The following is a 21916-nucleotide window of genomic DNA, read 5'->3' on the forward strand; positions in this document are numbered from 1 at the left end:
TCCGTCGTCGGCAGCGTCAGATGTGTATAAGAGACAGTCCCTGGCCCGGGCCCTGGCGCGGGCCCTCGCGCGGGCTCTGGCCCGGGCTCGACCGGCGGTTGTCCACAGGGCCGCAGCGAGCTCCCTGCCCCGTGGGCCACCATCGACTCCATGGATCTCGCCTCGTTGGCCCATGAGGACGTCGTCTCGGCCGCACATGCCCGGACGTGCGGCGTCACCAGCGCTGAGATGAGGCGACGCGTCCGGGCCGGCCAGGCCTTCCCCCTGCACCGTGGCTGGTACGCGACGCGGCGTCCTCGCGACGCCCGGGACCGGCACCTGCTGCGCACCACGGCCCTGCTGCAGGAGTACGACGGCCAGGCGGTCGCCAGCCACGGCTCGGCTCTCGTGCTCCTGCAGCTCCCTCTGGAGGCCGTCGACCTCGGGACGGTCCACCTCATGTGGCTCGGACCGGATGCCGGGTTCCGCTCGTACAGTCGGGTGCGCATGCACGAGGCGATCGACGCACCGGCCCTGCCGCATCGGGACGTGACGGTTCATCCGGCCCTGGCCGTCGTCCAGGCCGGCCTGCTCGACGTCACGTCCCTCGTCGTCGCGGGCGACGGCGCGCTGAGGCGCGGCGATGCGACGCGCCACCAGATCATGGCCGCAGCCACCGCGCTGCGTGGCCAGCGAGGGCTCATCCGGGCTCGCGCTGCCATACCGTGGCTGGACGCGCGGCACGAGTCCCCCGGAGAGTCGATGACGGCTCTCGTGCTGCGTGGACTGGGTTACGACCTCGATCCTCAGTTCGAGCCGGGCACCATCGGCGCGCACGGGCATCCGGAGCGGGCGGACTTCGTCGTCCGCGGGACTCGCGTGCTCGTCGAGTTCGACGGTCGGGACAAGTACGCGGCCGACTCGGCAGCCCAGGCGCAGTCGATGCTGTTCGCCGAGAAGCGTCGTGAGGACGGGTTCCGCCGGCTCGGCTACGAGGTCGTGCGCCTGACGTGGGCAGACCTGCATCACCCGGCTCAGGTGCGCGCACGCATCGAAGCCGCCCTCGCCCGCGACCGCGCCCGGGCCAGCTGAGAGGAACAGCCCAGCCTCCCCACCGAACGAGTCGTTCGGTTCCCGGCACGGCTCGCGGCCCCAACCGAACGAGTCGTTCGGTGCCGAACGCGGTGTTCGGGCTCGAACGCGTCGGTCCACCAGCACTTTCGGCACCGAACGAGTCGTTCGGTGCGGTGTTGGGCTCGAACGCGTCGGCCCACCAGCACTTTCGGCACCGAACGACTCGTTCGGTGCGGAAGAGGAGGGGGGTGGGCGGGGTCGGGGCGGGCCGGGTCAGAGGGCCTTGATGATGTCCTCGACGCGTTCCTTGGCGTCGCCGAAGAGCATGGCGCTGTTGTCCCGGAAGAAGAGCGGGTTCTGGACACCGGCGTAGCCCGCGTTCATCGAGCGCTTGAACACGACGACGTCCTTGGCGTTCCACACCTGGAGCACGGGCATCCCGGCGATGGGTGAGCCGGGGTCCTCCGCAGCGGCAGGGTTGACCGTGTCGTTGGCGCCGATGACGAGGACGACGTCGGTCTCGGGGAAGTCGTCGTTGATCTCGTCCATCTCGAGGACGATGTCGTAGGGCACCTTGGCCTCGGCCAGCAGCACGTTCATGTGCCCGGGCAGGCGCCCCGCGACCGGGTGGATGCCGAACCGCACGTCGACGCCGCGCTCACGCAGCTTCGCGGTCAGGTCGGCGACCGGGTACTGCGCCTGCGCGACCGCCATGCCGTAGCCGGGCGTGATGACGACGGAGGACGCGTGGGTCAGCAGGTCGGCGACCTCCTCGGCGTTCGTCTCGCGGTGGTCGCCGTAGTCGACGTCGCCGCTCGTCACCGCACCGTCGGAGCCGAAGCCGCCGGCGATGACCGAGACGAAGGAGCGGTTCATCGCGGTGCACATGATGTACGACAGGTAGGCACCGGACGAGCCGACGAGCGCACCCGTGACGATGAGCAGGTCGTTGCCGAGCATGAAGCCGGCCGCGGCCGCCGCCCAACCGGAGTAGCTGTTGAGCATCGACACGACGACGGGCATGTCGCCGCCGCCGATCGAGGCCACGAGGTGCCAGCCGAAGGCCAGCGCGATCGCCGTCATGACCAGGAGCGGCAGGATCGAGTGCGACGCCACGAACCACACGAGCAGCCCGGCCGACACGACGAGGGCCGCGAGGTTGAGCCAGTGCCGCGCCGGCAGCATGAGTGGCCTGCTCGAGATGCGCGCCGAGAGCTTGAGGAACGCGACGATCGATCCGGTGAAGGTCACCGCGCCGATGAAGACCCCGAGGAAGATCTCGACGAGGTGCACGCCGTCGGAGGTCACCGAGGACCCGGATGCCAGGAAGGTGTTGAACCCGACGAGCACCGCGGCGGCACCGACGAACGAGTGCAGCATCGCGATGAGCTCGGGCATGCCGGTCATCTCGACGCGTCGCGCCCGCCAGATCCCGATGCCCGCGCCGATCGCCATGGCCACGACGATGAGCAGCCAGCTCGTGGCTCCCGACCCGCGCAGCGCGAGCCACAGCGTGGCGACGAGCGCGAGCGCCATGCCGACCATGCCGAGGACGTTGCCGTCCTTGGCGGTCTCGTGCTTCGACAGGCCGGCCAGGGACAGGATGAACAGCACGGCCGCGACGATGTAGGCGGCCTGGATCAGTGCGAGGTCCATCGGTGCTCAGCCCTTCCGGAACATGGTCAGCATCCGGCGGGTCACGAGGAAGCCACCGAAGATGTTGATGCTCGCGATCAGCGTGGCGAGGAACGCCAGGACGACGATGACGCCGGAGATCCCGCCTCGCCACTGGCCCAGCTGGATCAGGGCCCCGACGACGATGATGCCGCTGATCGCGTTGGTCACGGACATGAGCGGCGTGTGCAGCGCGTGGTGCACGTGGCCGATGACGTAGTAGCCGACGACGACCGCGAGCGCGAAGACCGTGAAGTGTCCGAGGAAGCTGGTGGGCGAGAAGGCGGCGATGAGGGCGAACAGCACGGCACCGATGCCCATCGCCACATACTTTCGGCGCGGGTCCTTCGGTGGCTCAGGCTCTTTCACGACCTTGGGGGCGGACGCGGGGGCCGGCACGGGTGCGGCGCTGACCTGGATCGGGGGCGGGGGCCACAGCAGCTCGCCGTCCTTGGCGACCGTCATGTTGCGCTGCACGACGTCGTCGAGGTCGAGGACGACCTGTCCGTCCTTGCCGGGGGTCAGCAGCTTCATGAGGTTGACGAGGTTGGTGCCGTAGAGCTGAGACGCCTGGGTGGGCAGGCGGGCGGCCAGGTCGGTGTAGCCGATGATCTTGACGCCGTTGGCGGTCACGACGAGCTCGTCGGGGACCGAGCCCTCGACGTTGCCCCCGTTGGACGCGGCCATGTCGACGATGACCGACCCCGGCTTCATCGTCGCGACCATCTCGGCCGTGATGAGCCGTGGCGCCGGGCGGCCCGGGATGAGCGCGGTCGTGACGACGATGTCGACGTCCGGTGCCTGCGACGCATACAGCTCGGCCGCCGCGCGGTTGAACGCCTCCCCCATCTCCCTGGCGTAGCCGTCGCTCGACGGGGACAGCTCGGTCTCGGCCACCTGCACGGGAAGGAACTCGGCCCCCATCGACTCGACCTGCTCGGCGACCTCGGGGCGCGCGTCGGTCGCCCGCACGATGGCACCGAGCGAGCGGGCGGTGCCGATGGCAGCCAGACCGGCGACACCCGCCCCGGCGACGAGGACCTTGGCCGGAGGGACCTTGCCCGCGGCGGTGACCTGCCCGGTGAAGAACGAGCCGAACTCGTGCGCGGCCTCGACGACCGCTCGGTACCCGGCGATGTTGGCCATCGAGGACAGGACGTCGAGCGACTGCGCCCGGCTGATGCGCGGCACGGCGTCCATCGCCATCGCGGTGACACGGGCGGCCCGCAGGTTCTCGACGAGGTCCGGGTTCAGGGCGGGCGCCATGAGCGACACGAGCACGGCACCCGGCCGCAGCAGCGCGATGTCGGCGGCGGAGGGCGCGTTGACCTGGTGCACCACGTCGGAGCCCCAGGCCTCCTCACGCTCGACGAGGCGCGCGCCGGCCTCGGCGTAGGCGGCGTCCGCGAAGCTCGCGAGGGCGCCGGCACCGCGTTCGACGACGACCGCGTAGCCCAGGGCGACGAGCTGCTCGACGGTCTTGGGCGTGGCGGCGACCCGCGTCTCGCGGGCACGCGTCTCTCGGGGTACACCGATCTGCACGCTGGCTCCTTCGCTGACGACGGCACTGGCTCCCGAACCTAGAGCACGGACCACCGCGCACGGGGAGGACTGCCGGTCTCATCACACACCGGATCGGCGGCCACAGCCGGGCGCGTCTCTGATCGTGGGCGTGTCGCCGGCCGCGTTCGAGGGAACGGTGAAGAGGGGTCGGACGCGGAGGGCTCGGGCGCAGGGCCTGCGCGGGTCAGCGCGGGGTCAGCCGAGGAGCGCGTCGGCGAGGGTGGCGTCGGCGACGAGGGCGTTGACGAGCCGCCCGGTGAGGGCCGCACGCACCGCCGTCCCCTTCTGCGCTCCGGACGCGATGGCGACGACCTCGTCGATCCCGCGCAGCGCCGCCGGGCTGATCGTGACGACGCGCTCGGACAGCGAAGGTTCGACGACGGTGCCGGACGCGTCGAACAGCACACCGGCGATCTCGCCGACGACGCCGAGGCGGGCCAGGGCCTTGCGGTCGGCGGGGGCGACGGCGTCGTGGATCGTCGACAGGCCCGGGGCCCACGCGCCGACGCCCATGACCGCGATGGTGACGCGAGAGGCGCGGGCGAGGACCTTGGCGACCTGCGGCTCGCGCCGCAGCGTGGCCGCGCCGGCGGCGTCGTCGAGCAGGAGCGGCGCGTGGAAGATCGAGGACCCCCCGGCGGTGGCCCGGGCGGCCCGGCGGACGATGTCGACGGCGCTGCTGTCGTGGCCCTCGACCTCCATCGCGCCGCTCAGCTGCACCACGTCGACGGGGGGCAGGTCGTGCAGCGAGCGGGTCATGACATCGACCGAGCGCGACCACGGCAGGCCGAGCACGTCGTCGTCGCGGACGATGTCGGTGAGCAGGCGCGCGGCGGCCAGCCCGAGGTGGTCGGCCAGCGCCGACGCCTCGACGCGCGAGCCGTCCACGACGACGGCGTGCCGCAGGCCGTAGCGCTCCTGGAGGCGTGCGGAACGGTCGAGGTCGAGCTCGCCGTCGGCGACGATCTCGATGCGCACGATCCCGGTCTCGCGGGCGAAGTCGATGAGCCGGGCGACCTTGAAGCGGCTCAGGCCGAGGTCGTCGGCGATCTCGACCTTCGACTGGCCGGCGAGGTAGTGGCGCCGCGCGACCGCGGCCGCGAGCACGAGCTCGGCCGGGCCGCGTCGCTCGATGGCCGCGTCCTTCACACGCGAAGTCTGGCGTGTCCGGCGGCCGTTCGTGGCAGCACCCCTCACTTTCGCCTCCTTCCGCACTCGACGCCCGTCCTGCCCGCGGACGAACGGTTGACAGCCTTGATGCCAGTCACTTTACTCATATGTGCGCAGCAGCGCTCAAATGAGCGAGACTCAAGGAGGAGACGTGCGACGAGGCGAGGTCGGGCACCGACGACGACGGGTCGGGCGACGGGTGCTGGTGGCCGGGCTGGCGACGGGTATCGTCGCCGGTCTCGCCGGCTGCGCCGGATGGGGCGGCGGCGGCATCGGAGGGGGCGGCCCGAACAGCATCAGCGTGCTCATGGTGAACAACCCGCAGATGGTCGACCTGCAGCAGCTGACGGCCAAGTACTTCACGGCCCGGACCGGCATCACGGTCAACTTCACGGTGCTCCCGGAGAACGACGTCCGCGACAAGATCAGCCAGGAGTTCTCCAGCCAGGCAGGGCAGTACGACGTCGCGACGGTCTCCAACTTCGAGATCCCGATCTACGCCAAGGCCAAGTGGATCTCGCCGCTCGACCCCTTCCTGGCCAAGGACCCGGGGTTCGACCAGGCCGACATCCTCAAGCCCATGCAGACCTCGCTGTCCTACGGCGGCAAGGTCTACGGCGAGCCGTTCTACGGCGAGTCCTCCTTCCTCATGTACCGCAAGGACGTCCTGCAGTCCAAGGGCGTGACGATGCCGGCCGCCCCGACGTGGCCGCAGGTCGCCGACATCGCCGCCAAGGTCGACGGTGCGCGGCCGGGCATGAAGGGCATCTGCCTGCGCGGCCAGCCCGGCTGGGGGCAGGTCTTCGCCCCGCTCACCACGGTGGTCAACACCTTCGGTGGCACGTGGTTCGAGAAGGACTGGACACCGAAGGTCAACGCCCCGGAGTTCAGGCAGGCCGTCCAGTTCTACGTCGACCTCGTCCGGGCCCACGGCGAGAACGGTGCCCCGCAGGCCGGGTTCACCGAGTGCCTCAACAACCTGACGCAGGGCTCGGTGGCGATGTGGTACGACGCGACGTCGGCGGCCGGCTCGCTCGAGGCCAAGGACTCGCCGGTGCGCGGCAAGCTCGGGTACGCCCCGGCACCGGTCGTCCGCACGAAGAGCTCGGGCTGGCTCTACGCCTGGTCGTGGGGCATCCAGGCCGCGAGCACGAAGCAGGAGAACGCCTGGAAGTTCGTCTCCTGGGCCTCGAGCAAGGAGTACGAGCAGCTCGTCGGCGAGCAGCTGGGCTGGTCGAGGGTCCCCGCGGGCAAGCGGTCCTCGACGTACGAGAACCCGAAGTACCTCGCCGAGGCCTCGGCCTTCGCCGAGCCGACGAAGCAGGCCATCGAGTCGGCCGACCCGGCGAACCCGGGTGTGCAGCCGCGGCCGGCGCTCGGCGTCCAGTTCGTCGACATCCCGGAGTTCCCCGACCTCGGCACGCAGGTCAGCCAGGAGGTGAGCGCCGCGATCGCCGGGCGCACGTCGGTCGCCGAGGCCCTCGACAACGGTCAGAAGCTCGCCGCAGACGTCGCCGAGCGCTACAAGGCACGGGAGGCGGACCAGTGAGCACGAGCACCCACACCCACGACGAGACCCCGGGCGCCACCCACCCGACCGAGGACGCCGGACGCGCCACGACGCTGGCCCGGGCCGGTGACTGGGCCCGCCGGGCCCCGCTCCTGCCGGCGCTGGTCTTCGTCATCATCCTGACGCAGCTGCCGTTCGTCGCGACGCTCGTCATCTCGTTCATGAACTGGAACGCCTACTACCCGGACGAGCGCGGCTTCGCCGGGTTCGACAACTTCCGGCGGGTCTTCACCGACACCAACACGCGGTCGGCCGTCATCGTCACGGTCCTGCTCACGGTGGCCGTCGTCGTCCTCAGCCTCCTGCTGGGGCTCGGCATCGCGCTGCTGCTCGACCGCCGGTTCCGTGGCCGCGGCGTCGTCCGCACCCTGATGATCACGCCGTTCCTCGTCGTCCCGGTCGCAGCGGCCCTGCTGTGGAAGCACGCCCTCTACAACCCGGAGTACGGCCTGTTCAACGGTCTCCTCAAGGCGGTGTTCGGGCCGAACGCCCCGCAGCCCGACTGGATCACGAACAACCCGCTGTGGTCGATCATCGCGGCGCTCGTGTGGCAGTGGACGCCGTTCATGATGCTCATCCTGCTCGCCGGCCTGCAGAGCCGCCCCCTCGACGTCGTCGAGGCCGCCCGCATCGACGGCGCGAACGGGTGGCAGATCTTCAAGAGCATGACGCTGCCGCACCTGCGCCAGTACATCGAGCTGTCGGCCCTGCTCGGGGCGATCTACGTCGTGCAGAACTTCGACCACGTCTTCACGATCACGTCCGGCGGCCTCGGCACGGCCAACCTGCCGTACTTCATCTACCAGACCTTCTACACCGCCCAGGACTACGGGCGTGCCTCTGCTGCAGGCGTCGTCGTGGTGATCGGCACGATCATCATCGCCACCCTGGCCCTGCGCACCGTGTTCAGCCTGTTCAAGGAGGAGACCCGATGAGCGCCGTCCCGCAGAGCACCTCACCCGGCACCCGGGCCGGCACGGGGACCGGCAGCGGACGGCGTACGGACGCCGGAGCCCCCGGGACGCCCGGCACCCCGACCGTGCCGATCGCGCACCGCAAGCCGCCGAAGAGCCACGCCCTGCTCGGCCTGCTCGCCTGGGTCGTCGGCATCCTCTTCGCCCTGCCGGTGCTGTGGATGGTGCTGACCTCGTTCCACAAGGAGACGGACGCGGCGACCAACCCGCCGAGCCTCTTCGCGCCGCTCAGCCTCGAGGGCTACCGGACGTTCTTCGACGCCGGTCCGTGGCCCTCGCTGCTCAACTCGCTGACGGCGAGCGTCCTGTCGACGATCCTCGTCCTGCTCCTGGCCTTCCCGGCGGCGTACGCCCTGTCGATCCGGCCGGTGCGCAAGTGGACCGACGTGCTCTTCTTCTTCCTCTCCACGAAGATGCTGCCGATCGTCGCCGGCATCCTGCCGATCTACCTGTTCGCCCAGCGGGCGCACCTGCTCGACAACATCTGGCTGCTCGTCATCCTCTACACGTCGATGAACCTGCCGATCGCGGTGTGGATGCTGCGCTCCTTCCTCGCCGAGGTGCCGGTCGAGATGCTCGAGGCGGCGCAGGTCGACGGCGCGAGCCTGACCCGGACCCTGCGCGACGTCATCGCGCCGGTGGTCATGCCGGGCATCGCGTCGGCCGCGCTGATCTGCTTCATCTTCAGCTGGAACGAGCTGCTGCTGGCGCGGGTGCTCACCGGCACCACGGCCGGCACGGCGCCGGTGTTCCTCACCGGGTTCGTCACGAGCCAGGGCCTGTTCCTCGCCAAGGTCTGCGCGGCCTCGCTCGTCGTGTCCCTGCCGGTGCTCGCCGCCGGGTTCGCGGCGCAGGACAAGCTCGTGCAGGGCCTGTCGATGGGTGCCGTGCGATGAGCGCTGCCGCACCCGACCGCTCCGGGGTGGCCCTGTCCGACGCGACGCTCGGGGACCTGGACCCGCGCGTCGCGCGGCCGGCGTACGATCGGCGCGCCGTGACGACCGGCATCGTCCACTTCGGTGTCGGCGGGTTTCACCGTGCCCACCAGGCCATGTACGTCGATGCGCTCATGAACGCCGGCGAGGCGCTCGACTGGGGCATCTGCGGCGTCGGCGCGCTGCCCCACGACCGGCGCATCATCGACACGCTGAGCGCGCAGGACGGGCTCTACACGCTCGTCGTCAAGCACCCGGACGGCCACCGGGAGGCCCGGGTCGTCGGCAGCATCGTCGAGCTGCTCTTCGGCCCCGACGACCCCCAGGCCGTCGTCGCCAAGCTCGCCGACCCCGCCACCCGCATCGTCAGCCTGACGATCACCGAGGGTGGCTACCTCGTCAACCAGGTGACGGGCGAGTTCGACGCCGACGACCCGACGATCCGCGCCGACCTCGAGGACGGTGCGACGCCGCGCACCGTCTTCGGCTACGTCGTGGCCGGGCTCGAGGCGCGCCGCGCGGCCGGGACGCCGCCGTTCACCGTCATGTCGTGCGACAACCTGCCGGGGAACGGCGACGTCGCACGTCGGATGATGACGGCGTTCGCCCGGCTCAAGGACCCCGACCTCGCCGACTGGATGGACGCCCACGTGCGGTTCCCCAACGGCATGGTCGACCGCATCACGCCGGTGACGACGCCCGACGACATCGACCGCCTCGACCGCGAGTTCGGCATCGCGGACGGCTGGCCCGTCGTCTGCGAGCCGTTCACGCAGTGGGTGCTCGAGGACCACTTCACCGACGGCCGGCCGCCCTACGAGGACGCCGGCGTCCAGCTCGTCGACGACGTCGTGCCCTACGAGCTGATGAAGCTGCGGCTGCTCAACGCGAGCCACCAGGCGCTGTGCTACCTCGGCTACCTCTCGGGCTACCGGTACGCGCACGAGGTCTGCCAGGACCCGCTCTTCGTCGACTTCCTCCTCGGCTACATGGAGCACGAGGGCAGCCCGACGCTCCCCGACGTGCCCGGTGTCGACCTCGACGCGTACCGGCACCAGCTCGTCGAGCGGTTCGCCAACCCGGAGGTGCGTGACACGCTGGCGCGGCTGTGCGCCGAGTCGTCGGACCGCATCCCGAAGTGGCTCGTCCCGGTCATCAACCACAACCTCGAGACGGGGGGCGAGGTGCACCGCTCAGCCCTCGTCGTGGCCTCGTGGGCACGGTACGCCGAGGGGGTCGACGAGCAGGGCGAGCCGATCGAGGTCGTCGACCGGGTCCGGGACCGCGTCATGGCTGCGGCGGCCCGGCAGCACGACGACCCCCTCGCCTTCCTGCGCGACCGGGACCTCTTCGGCGGCCTCGTCGACGACCCGCGGTTCACCGCGGTGTTCACGGACGCGCTCTCGGCCTTGCACCACAACGGCGCTCGGGAGACCCTTCGGTCATGGACCAGCCGAGGCAGCACGTGACCGACGACCGAACCCTTGTCGCCGGGGTCGACAGCTCGACCCAGTCGACGAAGATCGTCGTCTGCGACGCCGAGACCGGCGCGGTGGTGCGCACGGCCCGAGCCCCTCACCCCGACGGCACCGAGGTTCACCCGGACCGGTGGTGGGAGGCCTACGAGCAGGCGAGCGGCGGCGGCATCCTCGACGGTGTCGCCGCCATCGCCGTCGGCGGGCAGCAGCACGGCATGGTCGCGATGGACGACTCCGACGTCGTCGTGCGCGACGCCCTGCTCTGGAACGACACGCGCAGCGCCCGGGCCGCTCGCGACCTCACCGACGAGCTGGGGGGCGCGGCGGCGTGGGTCGACGCGGTCGGTCTCGTCCTCGTGCCCAGCTTCACCGTGACCAAGCTGCGCTGGCTGGCCGAGCACGAGCCCGAGCACGCTGCCCGCGTCGCCCGCGTCGTCCTGCCGCACGACTGGCTCACCGGAAGGATCCTCCAGCAGGGCAACGGGTTTCGAGGCTGGACGACCGACCGCGGCGATGCCTCGGGGACCGGCTACTGGTCGGCGGCCACGGACGACTACCGCGTCGACCTGCTCGAGCTGGCCTTCGGTCGCCGGGTCGCCGTGCCCGACGTGCTGGCGCCCGCCGAGGCCGCGGGCCGTACCGGGTCGGGGATGCTCGTGGCTGCCGGGACCGGCGACAACATGGGGGCCGCGCTCGGGCTGACGCTCGAGCCCGGCGACGTCGTCGTCTCGCTCGGCACGAGCGGCACGGTCTTCACACCGCACGGTTCGGCGATCCGCGACGAGAGCGGCGCCATCGCCGGTTTCGCCGACGCCACGGGTCGCCACCTGCCGCTCATGTGCACCCTCAACGCGGCCCGGGTCCTGACGGCCTCCGCCGCGATGCTCGGTGTGGACCTCGCCGAGCTCGACCGGCTCGCGCTCGCGGCCGAGCCCGGGGCGGGCGGTCTGACGCTGCTGCCCTACCTCGACGGCGAGCGGACCCCCGACCTGCCGGACGCCGCGGGGACGCTCGGCGGCCTGACCCGCGCGAACGCCACCCCCGAGAACCTCGCGCGCGCCACCGTCGAGGGCATGCTCTGCAACCTCGTCGCCGGCGTCGACGCCCTGCGCGGCCACGGCGTCGGCGTCGAGCGGGTCCTGCTCATCGGGGGCGCCTCGGCCTCGCGTGCCGTCCGCGAGATCGCGCCCGGCCTCTTCCGGGCACCCGTGGTGGTGCCCTCCCCCGCCGAGTACGTCGGCGTCGGCGCGGCCCGCCAGGCGGCGTGGGCGCTGTCCGGGGGCGACGTGCCGCCGACGTGGCAGCTGCAGATCGACTCCGAGTACGACGCACCGCTCGATGCGGCCGGCCTCTCCGCGGAGGTCACCGGCCGCTATGCCGACCTGCTCGAGCGCCTCCACGGCGTCCGGCAGGGCTCCCCCCTCCCGACCCCCTGACCCGCAACACACCGAGCAGCTGCCAACCGCGGCGAGGTACTCCTGCCGGCCTTGGCAGGTTCTCGGTGTGTTGCCGGCAGGGGCGGTCCGGGCCGGTCCGTCGGGGCGGGCAGGAGCGGCAGCGGAGGTCAGCGGTACTCGGGGTTGTGCCAGCCGAAGTGCTCCCCGGCGTTCCACTCCGAGCGCTGGTTGCCGTACGCCGGCACGCCCCCGGCGGCGCGGAGCATGGCGGCCAGGTGCATGAGGTTCCACGTCATGAAGGTCGTGTTGCGGTTGGTGAAGTCGTTCTCGGGGCCGCCGCTGCCCGGGTCGAGGTAGCTGGGGCCGGGACCCGCCTCGCCGATCCATCCGGCGTCCGCGTTGGGCGGGATCGTGTAGCCCACGTGCTGGAGGGAGTAGAGGATGTTCTGCGCGCAGTGCTTGATGCCGTCCTCGTTGCCCGTGATGAGGCAGCCGGCGACGCGCCCGTAGAACAGGTACTGGCCGCGGTCGTTGAGCATCCCCGACAGCGAGTAGATGCGTTCGATGAAGCGCTTGGTGACGCTCGCGTTGTCACCGAGCCAGATCGGGCCCGCCACGACGAGGATCTGGCTGTCGAGGATGCCCGGGTACAGCTTGGGCCACGCATCAACCGACCAGCCGTGCTCGCGCATGTCGGGGTAGACGCCGGTGGCGACGTCGTGGTCGACGAACCGGATGACGTCCACGTCGACGCCGTGCTCACGCATGATCGCCGCGCTCGCGTCGACGAGTCCCTGGGTGTGGCTCTGTTCGGGACTCCTCTTGAGGGTGCAGTTGACGTAGGTCGCCTTGAGGCCGCTGAAGTCCCAGTCGCTCATGAGGAGACTGTCCTCCGCCACAGCCTCGGACCGCAACGGAGAAGATGTGACGAGGTGCTCACACCTGCACGGCCGGCCCCGCGCCCCGCGGGTCACATCTGCTCGGGTGCCTCCAGGCCGAGCAGACCCAGACCCGTCGTCATGACGCGGAACACGAGCGCGCACAGGGTCAGCCGCGACTCGCGCACCTCGTCGAGCTCGGCCTTGAGCACCGGGCAGTTCTCGTAGAACGCCGAGAACGCCTGCGCCAGCTCGAAGAGATAGCCGCAGAGCCGGTGCGGCTCGTACACCGCACCGACCTCGGTCACGACGTCGGCGAAGCCGAGCAGGTGCAGGGCGAGGGCACGCTCCTGCGGCTCGCCGAGGACGATCCCCCCGTGCTGGGTCGCCGGGTCGGTGCCGACCTGCCGGAAGATGGAGCGGATCCGGGCCACGACGTACTGCAGGTAGGGGCCCGTGTTGCCGGTGAGGGAGACCATCCGGTCGAGGTCGAAGACGTACTCGCTGTCGTGCGCGACCGACAGGTCGGCGTACTTGACCGCGCCGATGCCGACCTGCCGGGCGATCGTCGCCCGCGCCGCCTCGTCGAGGTCGGGCCGGTTGGCGTCGATGAGCGCCCGCGCCTTGTCGACGGCCTCGTCGAGCAGGGCCATGAGCCGCAGCGACGCGCCCGAGCGCGTCCGCAGGATCTTGCGGTCCTCGCCGAGGACGTTGCCGATCTGCACGTGGACGGGCGTCACGTCCTCGGGCAGCCATCCCGCCTTGCGTGCGGTGTCCCACACCATGTTGAGGTGCAGGGACTGCGGGGCCCCGATGACGTAGAGGACCCGGTGCGCGCCGAGCTTGGACACCCGGTACCGGATGGTCGCGAGGTCCGTGGTGCCGTAGTTGTAGCCGCCGTCGGACTTGCGGATGATGAGCGGCACCGGCTTGCCCTCACGGCCGGTGTAGCCCTCGAGGAAGACGCAGAGGGCGCCGTCGGACACCGTCGCCAGGCCCTTGGACTCGAGCTCGTCGCAGATCGCCTTGAGCTCGTCGTTGTACGTGGACTCGCCCGCGAGGTCGTCGTCGGTGAGGGTGACGCCGAGCGTCGAGTACACCTTGTTGAAGTACACCTTCGACATGCCGACGAGCTCGTGCCAGTGCTCGAGCGTCTCGAGGTCACCGGCCTGCAGCTTGACGACCCGGGCCCGTGACCGCACGTCGAAGTCGCCTGCGCTCCCGCGCGGCTCGGCCTTCTCGGCCGTGTCGAACTTGGTCCGCGCCGCCTGGTAGAACGCGTTCGGGTCGCTGACGAGCAGCTCGGCCTCGGGCGAGCCCTCCCCCACCTCGAGCAGGTGCTCGATGAGCATGCCGAACGGCGTGCCCCAGTCACCGATGTGGTTCTGTCGGATGACGTGGTGGCCCAGGTGCTCGAGCGTCCGGGCCAGGGAGTCGCCGACGATGGTCGTGCGCAGGTGCCCGACGTGCATCTCCTTGGCGACGTTCGGCGCGGAGTAGTCGATCGGGATGTTCTCGGGGGCCTCGAGCGGCACGCCCAGCCGATCGTCGGCGTCGACGTCGGCGAGGAGCGAGGCGAGCCAGGCGCTGCTGAACGTCAGGTTGACGAAGCCGGGTCCGCTGACCTCGACCTTCTCGCACACGCCGTCGACGTCGAGCGCGTCGACGATCTTCGCGGCGACCTCCCGCGGCGGGGCGCCGACCCTCTTGGCGAGGGCGAGCGCCGCGTTGACCTGCACGTCGGCGAACTGCGACGGACGCAGCACCGGGTCCACCTCGCGGAAGTCGTCACCGAGCGCGGTGGCGATCGCGGACTGGACCTTCGGCGTGAGCGCGACGAGCGGGGAGACCATGCGGGCCAGTCTAGGTGTGGCCGCGCGGTGCCCTCTCCCGGGTTTTGCCGGCGGCTGGGCCACCTCACCGCGCCCGCGGCGGGCCCGGAGGCGTGGGACGGGGCCGGGCGCCGTCGGGCTGCCCGGCCCCGTCCTCGGGGTCGCGACGGGCTACTCGCCGCGGCGGGTGAACCCCGAGCGACGTGCGGCGTCCTCGTCGTAGAACCACACGTCGGGCTCGGCGTCCTCGTAGCCCTCGTCACCGGGCGAGAGGAACTGGTTGCCGTCCCGGACACCCTTGACGGCATGGCCGAGCGGCTGGGCACCGTCGCCGATCGGCGCGGCGGACCCCATGCCGTAACCGCCGTCGACGACCTCCTCGTACTCCGACACCCGGCGACCGATCGAGCGCCCCGAGGCGTCTTCGGCAGCCCCCGCGGAGGCCTCGGACGACCCGGAGTCCGCGGAGTCCGCGGAGTCCGCGGAGTCCGCGGAGTCCGCGGAGTCCGCGGCGGCCTCGGCCGCCTCGTCCGCGGAGGCCGGAGCGGCCTCGGCGGCGCTCTCCTCGCCCTCGGGGGCCTTGGTCGGGTCGTCGCGCTCACCGAGGGCGGCGTCGCTGGCGTCCGGCTGAGCCGGGTCCTCGGCATCGAGCGGACGCTGACCGGTCGTCGTCGCCCACGGCTGGCCGCGGTGGTCGCCGGGGTCGTCGCTGGGGGTCCCTCCCTCGGTGAGGTGCTCCTCACGGTCCTCGAGGGCCGGCACGTGGACCTCGTCGGCCTCGTCGGCGTCCGGCGGCTGCCACGAGCCACCCGCGGCCCGGGCCGTCGACCCCGCGGTGCCGGTCGCCGGGGCCGCAGTGGCGTCCTCGGCCGCCTCGGCAGCCTCCGTGGGCGTCCGGCGCGGCTCGGACTCCTCGTCGCCGGTCGCGACCGGCTCACCGGAGGCCGCGGCCGTGGCGCTCGCCGCGCCACCCGAGAGCGCGGCCGCGCCCTCCTCGGCGCCCGCGGTGGGGTCGCCGGATGCGTCGTCGGTGCGCCCGGTGCTGGTGGTCCGGGCCTGGTCGGCGTCGTCGGCGGACGCCGCGGGCTGCTGGGTCGTGTCGCTCATGTCGTCGGCTCCGTTGCGGTCGGCGGTGGCACCGGGCTGCCCGGCGCCGTCGGACGCGACGCCTTCGGCCCCGCTGCTCGAGCCCGAGGCGTCCTCGTCGGTCGCCCTCGCGGCTGCCGACTCCGACCGGCTCTGCGGCTCGGCGTCGTCGCGCCAGGACGGCACCTGCTCAGTACCCATTCCCTCGCCCTCGGACGCGGCGGCACGTTCCACGTCCTCGGTCGTCGCGTCCGGCGGCGTGGTCCAGCCCCTCCCCCCATCCGGGTCGACCATCGCGTCGTCGTCCGAACCCGTCTGTGCCCCAATACGGTCGGCGGCCGGGGCGAAGGGGTTCTCGGCGTCGGCCAGGTCGTCGTCCTCGTCCTCCTCCTCGGTGAAGGCCGCGGAGCCCACGGCCGCTCCCGAGGATGTTCGGAGGGAGCCGCCCTCGTCGTCGCCCTCGTCCTCGGTGGCGACGTCGGGGTCGATGCGGTCCGCCTCGCGGGCGAGCGCGTCGTGCTGCGCCTGCGCCCGCTCCGCGGCCGCGGCCGCCCCGGCGGCCTGCTCCTCGAGCCGTCGCGCCTCACGGGCCCGGGCGTCGGCCTCGGCCTGCGCCTCGGCGGCCATCGCACCCGTCACCGACGCGCGGTCCTGCGCCTGCTGCACCTCGGTCAGCCGGGCATCGAGGCTGGCCCGCAGCCGGTCGGCCTCCGCGCGCCGCGCCTCGAGGTCCTTGCGCCGGCTGGCCGAGACGAAGAACCAGACGATCAGCGCGATGACGACGACGGCGACGACCACCCACAGGATCGTTGTGCTGGTGTCGGACATTCCATCCCTCTCGGGTCACGGGTCCAGGACGACCGCTCCACCGGGCAACCTACTGCGCCCCAAGCCGGTTCGCGTGGCTGCCACGACGACCTCTGCCGAGCGTGCCCGTTCCGACGCCTACGGGCGGCCCTGGCCGAGGCCGAGCCGCCTGGCCGTCGCCTCGCGCATCTCCACCTTGCGCACCTTCCCCGTCACCGTCATCGGGAACTCGTCCACGATCTCGACATACCGCGGGATCTTGTAGTGCGCGAGCCGGCCGGTGCAGAACTCGCGCAGGGACTCCGCCGTGATGGGCGTCGCGCCGTCCTTCATCCGGATCCAGGCGCAGAGCTCCTCCCCGTACCTCTCGTCCGGGACGCCGATGACCTGGGCGTCGAGGATGTCCGGGTGGGTGTAGAGGAACTCCTCGACCTCCCTCGGGTAGACGTTCTCGCCGCCGCGGATGACCATGTCCTTGATCCGGCCGGTGATCTCGACGTACCCGTCGTCGTGCATGACGCCGATGTCGCCGGTGTGCATCCAGCCGTCCACGACCGCCTCGGCCGTCTTGTCCGGCTCGCCCCAGTAGCCGAGCATGACGGAGTAGCCCTTCGTCATGAACTCGCCCGCCTGCCCTCGCGGCAGCGTCTCACCGGTGGCGGGGTCGGCGATCTTGATCTCGAGGTGCGGAGCGACGCGTCCGACCGTGCCGACCTTCTGCTCGACGGTGTCGTCGGTGCGGTTCTGCGTCGACACCGGGGAGGTCTCGGTCATGCCGTAGCAGATCGTCATCTCCTCGATGCCGGCGGCGATGAGCTTCTTCATCAGCTCGACCGGGCACGGGGAGCCGGCCATGATCCCCGTGCGGACCGTGGACAGGTCGTAGGAGGAGAAGTCCGGCAGGTTCCACTCCGCGATGAACATCGTCGGCACGCCGTAGAGGCTCGTGCACCGTTCCTGCTGGACCGCGGCCAGCGTCGCGGCGGGGTCGAAGCCGGGCGCCGGTATCACGGTGCACGAGCCGTGCGACGTGCACGCCAGGTTGCCCATGACCATCCCGAAGCAGTGGTAGAAGGGCACGGGGATGCAGACCCGATCCGCCTCGGTGTAGCCGCAGAGCTCGCCGACGAAGTAGCCGTTGTTGAGGATGTTGCGGTGGCTCAGGGTCGCACCCTTGGGGAACCCGGTCGTACCTGACGTGTACTGGATGTTGATGGCGTCGGTGTTCGACAGCCCGGCCTGCACGCGGGCCAGCTCGTCGGCGGGCACCTCGTCGGCACGTGAGAGGAGGTCGTCCCAGTCCGGCGTGCCGATGTAGACGACCCGCTCGAGTCCCGACAGCTCGTCGCGGACCTCCTCGACCATCCCGCGGTAGTCGCTCGTCCTGAACCTCTCGGCGGCAATGAGGGTCGAGACGCCGGACTGGCCCAGCACGTACTGCAGCTCGTGCGCCCGGTAGGACGGGTTGATGTTGACGAGGATCGCGCCCGTCTTCGCCGCGGCGTACTGGACGAGCGTCCACTCGGAGCAGTTCGGGGCCCAGATGCCGACGCGGTCGCCGGTGCGGACCCCGACGGCGAGGAGGGCCCGCGCGAGACGGTCGACGTCGCGCTGCAGCTCGGCGTAGGTCCACCGCCGTCCCTGCGCGACGTCGACGAGCGCCTCGCGATCGGGGAACCGCGCGACGGTGGCGTCGAGGTTGTCGCCGATCGTCTGCTCGATGAGCGGCGGCTCGGTCTCACCGCGGGTGTGCGACAGCGTCGGGTCGAGCTCGGTGGAGGAGTCTGGCTGCACAGCGGTCATCGGTGGCCTCCGGACGTCGGGACGGTTCACCCTCACCCAACCTCCGCGTCGGGGCCGACGCAAGGGACGGCGTCGTCGCCGACGCGACCCCGGACCGGTGTCAGGCCGGCTGCGTCTGCATCTTCAGCTGGGCTGCCCCGTCCCCGTCCAGGTCGGCGAGCGCGACCGGACGACCGGTCAGGAGCAGCAGGAGGGCCATGATCGGGCCGGTGACCTCCGGGCCGGCCCCGACCGACCAGTCCGCGTCCGTCGCCACGAGTCGGTAGCCGTCGATGGGCAGCCGCCGGTTCACCCTCCCCAGCCACGTGTCCCGGGTCGCCCAGATCCGGTCGGCGGCGATGACCGCGGCGACCGGGCGCGTCTCGAGCCCGATGCCGAGCGGGACCGCGATGTCCTGCGCGTGCACGAGGCTGTCGGTGAGGGTCTCGCGAGGGGTCACGAAGGAGTTGTGGCGGCGTGACCCGATGCCCGCCCGGATCCGCGCGATGATCTCGTCGGTCGGCAGCGCCGCCTGGAGCACGGCCGAGTCGTGGATCATGCGGTTCAGGCCGAGGCCGCGCAGCAGGCGCGGGTGCTCGACGAGCACACGCAGGACGTCCCCGACGTGCTGACGCTGCAGGGTGAGGTGGGCCGCCACGTGCCGCACCGTCCACCCGTCGCAGAGCGAGGGGTGGTCCCACTGGCGAGGGGTGAGGCTCTCGAGCATCGCCACCGTGCGGCGGCGCTGTTCGTCGATCTCCGACCAGATGAGGTCCAGGTCCGGCGTCTCGTTCACAGGTCTCATGTCGATCCCCTTCTGTCACGGATTCTCTCGCGGTCGCGCGTGGTCGCGGAACCGGCTGGCTCAGGTGAAGACGGGCGGGCGCTCACGCGTCCGCTTCAGCTCGTAGAACTCGCCGTGGCCGGCGAGCAGGCGTGCCCCCTCGAAGACGCGGACGGCGTCCCGTCCGCGCGGGATCGCGCCGAGGACGGGGCCGTAGGCGGCGGCGCCGTCGAGCGCGAGCACCGGCGTGCCGGCCTCGTCGCCGACGCGTCGGACGGCGTCGTCGTGGCTGCGGCGCAGGTCGGCGTCGTACGCCTCGGACGAGAACGCCGCGCCGAGACGCCCGGGCAGCCCGAGGGACTCGAGGGCCGCACCTGCCGCAGCGCGGCACTCCTCCGGGTCCGGGTAGCGCCAGTGGTCGAAGACCCGGGCCCCGTACGCGGTGTAGAACGCTCCGAGCGCCTCGCCGCCGTGGCGCACCTCGACGGCCGTGGCGACGCGCGCCACCCCGGTCGACCGGCGCAGGTGGTCGACGTACGAGGGGTCGTCCGTGCGGTCGGCGTTGAGCAGGTAGAGGCTCATGACGTGCCAGCGCAGCCGGACGGGACGGTACCGCTCGACCTCGAGCAGCCACCGGGAACCGATCCACGAGTACGGGCAGACGGGGTCGAACCAGAAGTCGACGGTCACGGCCGGGCGGGACACGGCAGGGCTCGCTAGACTGGCTCAACTAGTACGAACATAGAACCAATGTAGTTCGTACATAGGACTATCACAAGAGGTGTCATGACCCGCGAGCTGCCCTCGTCCCTGCTCATGCTCATCGCCGCGCGCCACGCCGAGGCGCGGATCCACGAGGCCGTGTGCGCGGCGGGCTTCGACGACGTCACGCTCGCCCAGGGCCGCATCACGGCGGGCATCGACCCCGACGGCACCCGCATCTCGGTGCTCGCCGAGCGCGCGGGCGTGGCCAAGCAGACGGCCACCGCGCTCGTCGACCGGCTCGAGCGCGCCGGCTACGTCGAACGTGTCCCCGACCCCGACGACGGACGCGCCCGGCTCGTTCGGCTGACCGCCAAGGGACGGCGGGCGATCCCCGTGGCCCGCGCGGAGGAGGAGCGGCTCGAACGCGAGTGGGAGCAGCACCTCGGACCACGCCGGATGCGTCAGCTGCGCGAGGCCCTGACGATGCTGCGCGAGGTGACCGACCCCTGGTACGAGCCCGGCCAGCCGGCGGAGTGAGCGCCACGACCCACGGCGGCGCCGTCCTGCACGTCCACGTTGCATGGGAGGGGCCGGGCCGGGCCGACGCGCCCCTGCAGGGGCTGACACACGACGAGGGCCCCGATCGCATCCGGACGGGGCCTTCGCCCTCTGTGCCAACACAGAGCGCACCCGTAGCGATTCGAACCCCAGACCCTCTGCTCCGGAGTGCCCTTCGGCCCGTCCAGCGTCGGTACCGCCCCATGCGAGCACGGCGCCCATGCGCAGCCAGTCCGATTCGCGTCATGCGAACAATGCGATCCGAGTACCGGTCAGCAAGGCCGTTGGCAGCGCCCAGCCACGCAGGTGGGTCATGTCCACTCGGGCGGCTACGACGCTTTTCGCGAGTGAGGGCCGCATACTTGAGCCATCCCCGCAGGACTCGTGCTCAACCGAACACAGATCGGCCGGCCATGGCAGACGCTTCCCCAGCCACCCGGGTCAGCGATCAACTCGGGGTCATCGCTGATGCGTTTACCGAGCTCGGCGGGCGGGTCGAGGAAGCGACCGTCGGGTCGGCGTTCCAGGCGATCGTCGATGTCGCCCTTCACCGCGTCCCCGGAACGACGGCCTCCAGCATCACCCGGATGAACCGCGTGACGTTCCAGACGGTGGCCGCGAGCAGCGACCTGGCGCGGCAGGCCGACAACATCCAGTACGAGCTGGGCACCGGGCCCTGCATCGACGCGATCCTCGAGCAGACCACCTACCGTCCCCGCGACCTGACGACCGACCAGCGTTGGCCGGAGTACGGCCGCCGAGTCGCGGCCCTGGGCCTGCGCAGCATGGTGTCGTACCGGATGGACATGGGTGCCGGACTCATCGGAGGGCTCAACCTCTATTCCGACCGGATCGACGCGTTCGACGACACCGCAGCCGCCGTCGGGCTGCTCCTGGCCACTCACGGCGCGATCGCCGCCTCCGCGGTCGCCCACCGAACCCACGCTGAACAGCTCGAGCACGCCCTCGCCTCGAACCGGAGGATCGGCATGGCGATCGGGATTCTCATGGCGACACACAAGGTCACGGACAAGCAGGCGTTCGACCTGCTCCGGATCGCGAGCCAGAACACGAACCGCAAGCTCCGCGATGTCGCCGCGGACGTGATCGAGTCCGGAACCCTCGACGTCGTGTCCCCGCTTCGCGATACGTAGGGCCGTTCACCGCCGCCCGGCCGGCGTGCGCGGTCGAGACCCTCAAGGCTCATCGCGCCGAGCAGGATCGCGAGCGACGGGCCGCCGGTCCCGACGGGCACGCGGGCGACTAACGTCTTCACCGCGGAGCCGGCCTGCCCCTCTGACTGGACACGCCATCCCGACTGCTGCCGAAGCTCATCGAGCGCCACGACGCCCAGGTCGACAAGGCGGACGCGCTCCCGCGGCGCCGGCTGGACGAGAAAGGCCCTGACCTGCGTCTCCGCTGGTCAGGGCCTTGTCCTCTGTCTCAACACAGAGCGCACCCGTAGGGATTCGAACCCCAAACCTTCTGATCCGTAGTCAGATGCTCTATCCGTTGAGCTACGGGTGCAACTGTCTCCAGCCCTTCCGGGCGGGACGAAGAGTTACCTTAGCGCCTCGGGTCCGGAACCACGAAATCGTCCCTCGCCAGACCCACGCCGAGCCGCGCTTCCGGCCGGTCCGGTGGCCGCCCTGAGGCTCGACGGGTCGCCG

17 protein-coding genes and 1 tRNA gene are annotated in these 21916 nt (G+C 71.3%); 8 read left to right on the plus strand and 10 right to left on the minus strand.

The genetic code is table 11. The features are described from left to right. The first annotated feature begins 228 nt into the window (after positions 1–228). Complete coding sequence (locus ACR9ZK_RS09480; protein WP_481341650.1) at positions 229–1071, plus strand: hypothetical protein; 843 nt, start codon at positions 229–231, stop codon at positions 1069–1071. 255 nt (positions 1072–1326) lie between these two features. On the opposite strand, the gene pntB is transcribed toward ACR9ZK_RS09480, so the two are convergent. From pntB to ACR9ZK_RS09495, 3 genes are all read right to left on the minus strand, one after another. Beyond that, entirely contained in the window at positions 1327–2709 is a 1383-nt protein-coding gene (gene pntB / locus ACR9ZK_RS09485) for a Re/Si-specific NAD(P)(+) transhydrogenase subunit beta (protein WP_481341651.1), read from the minus strand. 6 nt (positions 2710–2715) lie between these two features. Continuing rightward, the gene (locus ACR9ZK_RS09490) at positions 2716–4269 is read right to left on the minus strand and encodes a Re/Si-specific NAD(P)(+) transhydrogenase subunit alpha (protein WP_481341652.1); all 1554 of its coding nucleotides are present in this window, start codon (positions 4267–4269) and stop codon (positions 2716–2718) included. Positions 4270–4485: 216 nt separating this feature from the next. Beyond that, positions 4486–5439: a sugar-binding transcriptional regulator gene (locus ACR9ZK_RS09495; protein ID WP_481341653.1), complete on the minus strand. Its 954-nt coding sequence runs from the start codon at positions 5437–5439 to the stop codon at positions 4486–4488. Between the two features lie 172 nt (positions 5440–5611). Between ACR9ZK_RS09495 and ACR9ZK_RS09500 the strand changes: the two genes are divergently transcribed. From ACR9ZK_RS09500 to xylB, 5 genes are read left to right on the plus strand one after another with little or no spacing between them, the layout of a single operon-like run. Continuing rightward, complete coding sequence (locus ACR9ZK_RS09500) at positions 5612–7009, plus strand: ABC transporter substrate-binding protein (RefSeq protein ID WP_481341654.1); 1398 nt, start codon at positions 5612–5614, stop codon at positions 7007–7009. Next, entirely contained in the window at positions 7006–7965 is a 960-nt protein-coding gene (locus ACR9ZK_RS09505; RefSeq protein WP_481341655.1) for a carbohydrate ABC transporter permease, read from the plus strand. The genes ACR9ZK_RS09500 and ACR9ZK_RS09505 overlap by 4 nt, the downstream gene beginning before the upstream one ends. Continuing rightward, the gene (locus ACR9ZK_RS09510; protein ID WP_481341656.1) at positions 7962–8900 is read left to right on the plus strand and encodes a carbohydrate ABC transporter permease; all 939 of its coding nucleotides are present in this window, start codon (positions 7962–7964) and stop codon (positions 8898–8900) included. The genes ACR9ZK_RS09505 and ACR9ZK_RS09510 overlap by 4 nt, the downstream gene beginning before the upstream one ends. After that, positions 8897–10408, plus strand: a complete 1512-nt coding sequence (locus ACR9ZK_RS09515; RefSeq protein WP_481341657.1) for a mannitol dehydrogenase family protein — start codon at positions 8897–8899, stop codon at positions 10406–10408. Before ACR9ZK_RS09510 ends, ACR9ZK_RS09515 begins: the two co-directional genes overlap by 4 nt. Beyond that, on the plus strand, positions 10384–11853 hold the full coding sequence (xylB, locus tag ACR9ZK_RS09520; protein ID WP_481341658.1) for a xylulokinase: 1470 nt from the start codon (positions 10384–10386) through the stop codon (positions 11851–11853). The genes ACR9ZK_RS09515 and xylB overlap by 25 nt, the downstream gene beginning before the upstream one ends. A 128-nt stretch (positions 11854–11981) precedes the next feature. On the opposite strand, the gene ACR9ZK_RS09525 is transcribed toward xylB, so the two are convergent. From ACR9ZK_RS09525 to ACR9ZK_RS09550, 6 genes are all read right to left on the minus strand, one after another. Further along, positions 11982–12692 (minus strand): flavodoxin family protein, encoded by a 711-nt coding sequence (locus ACR9ZK_RS09525; protein WP_481341659.1) that lies wholly within the window; start codon positions 12690–12692, stop codon positions 11982–11984. A gap of 92 nt (positions 12693–12784) precedes the next feature. Next, positions 12785–14545, minus strand: coding sequence for an arginine--tRNA ligase (argS, locus tag ACR9ZK_RS09530; RefSeq protein ID WP_481341660.1), 1761 nt, complete (start codon positions 14543–14545; stop codon positions 12785–12787). A 150-nt stretch (positions 14546–14695) separates the two neighbouring features. After that, the gene (locus ACR9ZK_RS09535; RefSeq protein ID WP_481341661.1) at positions 14696–16438 is read right to left on the minus strand and encodes a sunset domain-containing protein; all 1743 of its coding nucleotides are present in this window, start codon (positions 16436–16438) and stop codon (positions 14696–14698) included. A gap of 117 nt (positions 16439–16555) precedes the next feature. Next, on the minus strand, positions 16556–18220 hold the full coding sequence (locus ACR9ZK_RS09540) for an AMP-binding protein (protein WP_481341662.1): 1665 nt from the start codon (positions 18218–18220) through the stop codon (positions 16556–16558). Between the two features lie 100 nt (positions 18221–18320). After that, complete coding sequence (locus ACR9ZK_RS09545) at positions 18321–19004, minus strand: maleylpyruvate isomerase family mycothiol-dependent enzyme (RefSeq protein ID WP_481341663.1); 684 nt, start codon at positions 19002–19004, stop codon at positions 18321–18323. A 60-nt stretch (positions 19005–19064) separates the two neighbouring features. Further along, the gene (locus tag ACR9ZK_RS09550) at positions 19065–19688 is read right to left on the minus strand and encodes a mycothiol-dependent nitroreductase Rv2466c family protein (protein ID WP_481341664.1); all 624 of its coding nucleotides are present in this window, start codon (positions 19686–19688) and stop codon (positions 19065–19067) included. An 81-nt stretch (positions 19689–19769) separates the two neighbouring features. Here ACR9ZK_RS09550 and ACR9ZK_RS09555 point away from each other — a divergent pair, with 81 nt between their 5' ends. Then, positions 19770–20225: a MarR family winged helix-turn-helix transcriptional regulator gene (locus tag ACR9ZK_RS09555; protein ID WP_481341665.1), complete on the plus strand. Its 456-nt coding sequence runs from the start codon at positions 19770–19772 to the stop codon at positions 20223–20225. Between the two features lie 383 nt (positions 20226–20608). Then, positions 20609–21400 carry a GAF and ANTAR domain-containing protein gene (locus tag ACR9ZK_RS09560; RefSeq protein ID WP_481341666.1) on the plus strand — a complete coding sequence of 264 codons (792 nt, stop codon included), beginning with the start codon at positions 20609–20611 and terminating at the stop codon, positions 21398–21400. A gap of 300 nt (positions 21401–21700) precedes the next feature. Here the strand turns inward: ACR9ZK_RS09560 and ACR9ZK_RS09565 are convergent. After that, a tRNA-Arg gene (locus ACR9ZK_RS09565) sits at positions 21701–21773 on the minus strand. Between the last annotated feature and the right edge of the window lie 143 nt (positions 21774–21916).

Source organism: Monashia sp. HAY1-5C (assembly GCF_056755255.1).